Below are 6,408 nucleotides of genomic sequence, written 5' to 3' on the forward strand. Positions count from 1 at the left end.
CCATGAAATTCAATCTAAGCACGCACCCAAAGTCGTTGCCGATGGGATTTCCCAAGTGCCAGAAGGCCGACACATCTTTTCAGGCCTGACGGTCATGGAAAATCTGCAGATGGGGTCATTTTTAGTGAAAGACCGTTCCCAGATTAAGCATAATTTTGATGCCGTCTTTGAACGATTCCCGATTTTACAGCAGCGGAAGAATCAAGATGCCGCAACGTTATCCGGAGGTGAGCAGCAGATGCTTGCCATGGCACGGGCACTGATGGCCAGTCCCAAGCTGATTTTACTGGATGAACCATCGATGGGGTTGGCCCCGATTTTTATTAATGAAATTTTTGACATTATCAAAGAGATTAACAAACAAGGAACGACCGTTTTACTGATCGAACAAAACGCCAAAAAGGCCTTGTCGATTGCCGACCGGGGGTACGTGTTGGCCACTGGGAAGATTCAGCTTTCCGGGACCGGCCAGGAGCTTTTGGCCAATGAAGATGTTCAAAAGGCATATTTGGGAGGTTAAAAATGAGTGTAAGAGATTTTATGTCAGATAACGTCATTACCGTGCCGCCCGAAACAAAGATCAGCGTGGCGGTCAACATGATGAAGGAAAATAGTATCCATCGATTACCGGTGATTGAAGATGGCCGCTTAGTGGGGCTGGTGACTCAAGGGACAATCCAGGCAGCCTCACCTTCCAAGGCGACCAGTTTATCAATCTATGAATATAACTACCTATTAAATAAAATGACCGTCAAAGAAGTGATGGAGACCACGGTTCGTACGATCGAAGCCGACGATTTCCTGGAAGATGCGATTTATGAAATGCGAAAATACCAAGTTGGGGTTCTGCCAGTGACGGATCAGGGCGATGTGGTCGGCATTATCACCAACAATGACATTCTCGACGCATTTTTGGACGTCACGGATTACAACGAATCTGGGACGGTCGTTCAGGTATTTATTGAAAAGGATCGAACCGGGGTGATTTTTGATATCGGCAAGGTAATGGCGGAGAACAACTTAAATATCCAAACGTTAATGGTCACCCATCACGGGACAACCAAGGTGGTGGAAATTCACGTGGATAAAGAAGCCGGCTTCTCGGTGGCATCAAAGCTTCAGGAAGCGGGTTTTGATGCCAAGGAGGCCGAACATTATAAGAAGGTTGATTAACAATAAAAACGACCCACCAATTGTTGGTGAGTCGTTTTTAGGTGCTGTTCAATTTGAACTTTAAGAGTTTACTTGAATGGATTATAAAAACGGCTGCCATCAACCCAAAATAGGCCAATCCCAATGATGATCAGAAGGGTTGTTACTGTCAAAATCAAATAATCCAACTTGCTTAATCGTTGATACATATACCAGGTCCGTTTCTTTTGGGTCCCAAAACGGCGGAGTTTCATCGCGCGTGTCGTTACTTCAATCTTGTCCATGGAAGAAAACACCAAGGGAATCAGGATTTGGGTACTCCGCTTGAGACGGTTCCAAACCCCAGCTTTCTTGGACATTTCCAGTCCCCTGGCTTGCTGGGCCAAGCTGATTTGTTTGAAGTCACGAATTACATCGGGAATATATCTCAAGGAAAGCTCAACCGCATAGCTAATTTTGTATGAAAAGCCGATGCGATTCATGCTGGAAGCGAGTTCAGACGGATTTGTCGTGTAAAGAAAGGCAAAAATTAGCGGCACGATAAAGACATATTTTAAAAGCATATTTAATAGATAGAATAATTCTTCCCACGTCAGGATGAAGTACCCGGAACCGGCAATGACGTGGCTGGTACCATAGATTTGTGAGCCGTAGTTTGGATTAAACACGTATACCAGGATTAAGTTTAAAGCCGTAAAAGCGGCAATTGCGTAGAGCAGGCCGCGAACCTGATGCCATTTTAAGTGGGCTGATTGATAAAATAAGATGGCAAAGATTGTCAGCGCAACTAAATACCAGGTATCATAACTGACCATGCCAATGACCGATAAGCTCAACAGTACCAGGATTTTAGTCATCCCTGTCAACCGGGTGACCCAGCGTCCTTTTTGAGTCTCGGCAATATCATATGAAGCTTGCTGATTCACCATCGCGGTTGCTCCTTTCAAATGCAATAAACTTCTCGGCAGAAGTGATTGGATCCGAAGCGTCAGCCTTTTCTGCCAGAACTTGAAGACTTAATTGCGCCAAATGGGCTTTTTTAATGACGTCCAGATTTGTGAGCACCTTTCCCGGAGTTGCATCTTCTAGCACTTGTCCCTGGTCCAGCACGATGGTGCGATCGGCGTAGGCCATCATGAGATTCATATCATGGGTCACCATCAAAACGGTAGTCCCTTGTGTTTGATTCAAATGATGAAGGAAATCCATCATTTGAGAATAGTGGGCTAAATCTTGGCCAGCGGTTGGTTCGTCTAAAATCAGAACTTCTGGTTGAAGAACAAGGGCTGCCGCAATGGTCACCCGTTTCTTTTGGCCAAAGCTTAAAGCAGAAATTGGCCAGTTGCGATAGGGATAAAGGCCGGTAATCTTGAGGGTTTCAAATACTTGCTTTTTAATGGTTTCTGGATCAAGCCCTCGCAACTGCAAGCCCAAGGCAACTTCATCGAAGATCATCGTTTTTGAGATCATTTGGTTGGGATCTTGCAGCACATACCCAATTCGACTGGCGCGTTGTTTAACCGAATCATCCGAGATATCTGTTTGATTGAAGTACAAGTTGCCCGAAGTCGGCTTTAAAAAGCCGGTAATTAAATTAATCAGCGTGGTCTTTCCAGTCCCGTTTTTGCCGACTAAGGCGACCATCTCGCCTTGATGGATGGTCAAATCAAACTGATCGAAAATTGTAGGTTCACCCGGGTAGCCAAACGTCATTTGTTTGACTTCGATGATCGGCTGCTTCTTGGTTGGCACTTTAGGCGCTGGTTGGGCAGCCATCCATGAGTTGAGTTTGGCATGGTCACCTTTGTCTAACTTAAGAGAAGCTAAATCTGCCAAGTTTTCCAAATGATCGACAGCGACGCCGGCAGTTTTAAGCGCCGTTACATAAAGGGGTTCACGTAACCCATTTGTGAGCAGGAGATTACTTTTTAAGAGTTGATCAGGCTGGTCGTCTGCGATGATTTGACCATCAGCCAGCACGACCATCCGGTCAATTGGAATTTGGAGGACTTCTTCAATTCGGTGGTCAATGATTATCACGGTCAAATTTTGATTTTTCACCAACCAGTTGATCAGCTTCATGGAATCACGCCCGGCAGCGGGATCTAAATTGGCCAATGGCTCGTCTAACAGCAGTATTGGCTCGTTATCAATTAGCACCCCAGCCAAGGCGACCCGTTGTTTTTGACCACCAGAAAGGTCTTGAGGGTGCTTGGATAATTGCTGCTTGACGTTTAGCCGATCAGCCCATTCAGCGACTTTTTCATGCAGTAACGACAGCGGTTGGGCATCATTTTCCAGTGCGAAGGCAATGTCTTCGGCAACGGTCAAGCCAACAAACTGTGCGTCAGGATCTTGAAGAACGGTACCGACTTCAAAGGAAAGGTCTGTTAAATCAACTTCTGAGGGATGCTTGCCGGCAATCGTCAGGTCTCCGGACAGCGTGCCTGGAAATTCTTCCGGGATCACACCGTTAATCAAGTTACCCAGCGTTGATTTTCCAGATCCGGAAGGGCCGGTAATAAATACTGTTTCGCCTTTGTGAATCGTTAAATTGATGTGATGCAACGTTGCTTCTTCCTGGCTTCGATATTGAAAGGAAACGTCTGAAAATTGGATGATTGGTTTATTGCTCATAATTTAATCCTTTGAAAGACGATTTTTTTGAATTTGAGTTTTTGCATATGCAGAAATCAACAGGGTGCCGACAATTCCGACCGATAAAACATCGGTGATTGTCGCCGTAATTCCTTGGAGAAAGACTTTTCCTGCGGGCTGTGAATATACCAAAATATCACCAAGCGGCGCAATGATTCCCCAGCAAAGAATGTTGGCACCGATTTGTAAAAGGTTGAACTGGAATAATTTTTTCTTGGTAAGTGGCTCCGTCCGCAATTTCAGGAAGTTTCGACTATAGCCAATGATTAAGCCGAAAATACCATCGGCAACAATCCATGTCCACCATGGGTCACCCCAGGATAAATCATTGAACAAATGGGCAAAAAAGGCTACTAAGCCACCACTGCTGGGCCAAAAATGGCACCCAAAAATGCAATAAAGGCTTCACCTAAATCAATCGTGGTGTTTGGAACGCCTGTTGGAATGGGCAAAAAACGCTTCAATAAGAAAACAATTGCAATCCCGACACCGGTTGCGACAACCGCCTCAACGGACAACCCTTTTGACTTGTTTGACTTCATAATCAACACTCCTCTTCCTATATAATGACTAAATCCAGTCTCTACGACGACAATCAAACTTTTGCCAAATAAAAAACCAGCTCATCACAAGCTGGTTAATATCAAAGTTAGCTTTAGTAGGGCCGATTAAATCGCGGTACCACCCTGTTTAGAATTTCCTCGCAGAAATTCCCTCTGACAGTTATTGGATAACTGAAGGCGATAATGAGCCCACCACGATCACCTCACAATAAGCTCGGCGTCAATCAACTCCTGAACCATATTCACAAGCTTCTTCGGCTGTTTTTCACCCACCAACAGCTCTCTACACAAAGACAACCCGCTACTCATTCAATCATCGTCGTATTAATAGATAGGTTAATTGTAACCCGAATTTAAATTCCGTCAACCGGAACTTCTCAACTATCGCCTGATAGCGTCTATCTTCGTCAGTACCTTTATGATATATTCAAGTTAGAACAAATCAACCTTGAGGAGTGATTATCATCGCAATTGTGAAAGTACTTGAAGGATCGACCATTACATCCGTCGATGAATCAACGATCGATTGTCGCCACCATCAGCTGGTATGTATTGATGGTGAGGGCTATATTGGCCGTGTCGTGGATGAATCTAAACCTGATTTTTCTTCTATTAAAGATGCAGCCGTTAAAGCAGACCAATTGATTTCATTGAACCCGGATGAATATCTGCTTCCCGGCTTTATTGACCTGCATGTGCACGCCCCACAGTGGCCAAACGCTGGAGTTGCCTTGGATCGTCCCTTAAACGAATGGTTGGATACATACACGTTTCCTCTGGAAGCCAAGTACCAGGATGTTTCCTTTGCCAAACGGGTCTATGATAACTTGGTTGAAGAACTCGTTGGAAATGGGACGACGACCGCGCTTTACTTTGGGACGATTGATAATCCCGCCAACTTAGAGCTGGCCAAGGCATGCATCAAGCATCATCAACGTGGATTTATTGGTAAGGTTGCGATGGATAATCCCGACCAAACACCGGCTAATTACCGGGATGCGTCTGCGAAAAGTGCCGTGGCCGATACCGAAACGTTTATCAAGCAATTGACCAAGTTGAGTCAGACCGCAGCGATTAACCAAACACCGGTCATCACCCCCAGATTTGTCCCGAGCTGCACGCCCGAGTCATTAAAAGGGTTAGGCGAATTAGCAAAGAAATACGACTTACCTATTCAATCCCACTGCAGTGAAAGCGATTGGGAAAACGGCTATGCACTGGAAAATTACCACAAGCGGGATTCTGAAGTCCTTGACCAGTATGGCCTGTTGACGGACAAGTCAGTGATGGCCCACGGAACGCTATTGAATCAATCTGATTTGGACACGTTCAAATCTCGTGGGGTGGCGGTAGCTCATTGCCCAATTTCAAACGTTTATTTTGGCAATGCCGTTCTTCCGGTCAGCAAGCTTCTCCAGCAGAATGTTAAAGTTGGTCTGGGAACTGATATTTCCGGTGGTTATTCACCGAGCCTCTATCAAAATATCCGCCAGGCCGTTATTTCCTCACGGATGCTCAAGGACGGGGTCAACTCGGCGCTGGATCCAAATCAACGCGGAACGCAAATACAGCCAATTTCAGCCAAAAATGGTTTTTATCTGGCAACTGTTGGTGGCGCCAAGAGTCTTCATCTCAAAACGGGTCAGATTAAAGCCGGCTATTTGGCGGACCTTCAAGTTGTGAAGTCCCCACTGGCATCATTTGGCGAAGAATCGGCGGATCAGATTTTTGAAAAGATTATCTATCACGCATCAAAAGCCGATATTCGACAGGTCTTTGTTCAAGGCAGACTGGCAAAGGGACGCTTGAAGTAAAACAGACTTGAAGTGAATGGATATTGAAAACGAGAAATATGATTTTACTGGGATTTATTGTTTGCTTGGCACTTTTGTTTTTCTCAGTTAAGCTGTTTTTGGCTGGGACATTTCTTTTATTTACGTGGGCCGCGTATATTTTAATCGTCAAAAAGGATTTTACGATTTTAACGATGACCCCAAGTGATGCGGTTAAGAATCCATCTGAACTGGATCCTCAA

The 6,408-nt window shown here is 45.1% G+C and carries 6 protein-coding genes, 1 pseudogene and 1 other annotated feature; of the genes and pseudogenes, 4 read left to right on the top strand and 3 right to left on the bottom strand.

The annotated features are described in order from the left end of the window. The coding region (locus tag AB3112_RS07045) for an ABC transporter ATP-binding protein (protein WP_367334183.1) at window positions 1–520 on the top strand (520 nt) is incomplete at its 5' end. Between the two features lie 2 nt (window positions 521–522). After that, window positions 523–1,173 (top strand): CBS and ACT domain-containing protein, encoded by a 651-nt coding sequence (locus AB3112_RS07050; protein WP_084974453.1) that lies wholly within the window; start codon window positions 523–525, stop codon window positions 1,171–1,173. A 68-nt stretch (window positions 1,174–1,241) separates the two neighbouring features. Here the strand turns inward: AB3112_RS07050 and AB3112_RS07055 are convergent, their stop codons facing one another. The 3 genes and pseudogenes from AB3112_RS07055 to AB3112_RS07065 form a co-directional block, all read right to left on the bottom strand. Next, a complete protein-coding gene (locus AB3112_RS07055) occupies window positions 1,242–2,081 on the bottom strand; it encodes an energy-coupling factor transporter transmembrane protein EcfT (protein ID WP_057910576.1) in 840 nt (279 codons plus the stop codon). Continuing rightward, the gene (locus AB3112_RS07060; RefSeq protein ID WP_367334185.1) at window positions 2,056–3,792 is read right to left on the bottom strand and encodes an ABC transporter ATP-binding protein; all 1,737 of its coding nucleotides are present in this window, start codon (window positions 3,790–3,792) and stop codon (window positions 2,056–2,058) included. The genes AB3112_RS07055 and AB3112_RS07060 overlap by 26 nt, the downstream gene beginning before the upstream one ends. Continuing rightward, window positions 3,793–4,352: pseudogene (locus AB3112_RS07065) on the bottom strand (ECF-type riboflavin transporter substrate-binding protein). It abuts the gene before it with no gap. A 115-nt stretch (window positions 4,353–4,467) separates the two neighbouring features. Further along, window positions 4,468–4,699: a binding site (T-box leader), on the bottom strand. A gap of 129 nt (window positions 4,700–4,828) precedes the next feature. Here AB3112_RS07065 and guaD point away from each other — a divergent pair. Further along, the gene (gene guaD / locus AB3112_RS07070; protein WP_084998371.1) at window positions 4,829–6,187 is read left to right on the top strand and encodes a guanine deaminase; all 1,359 of its coding nucleotides are present in this window, start codon (window positions 4,829–4,831) and stop codon (window positions 6,185–6,187) included. Between the two features lie 23 nt (window positions 6,188–6,210). Then, window positions 6,211–6,408: hypothetical protein (locus AB3112_RS07075; protein WP_367334184.1), on the top strand; the 198-nt coding region annotated here is incomplete at its 3' end.

Origin of the sequence: Lentilactobacillus sp. (genome assembly GCF_040773105.1) — a bacterium.
In the GTDB taxonomy this organism is placed as follows: domain Bacteria; phylum Bacillota; class Bacilli; order Lactobacillales; family Lactobacillaceae; genus Lentilactobacillus; species Lentilactobacillus parabuchneri.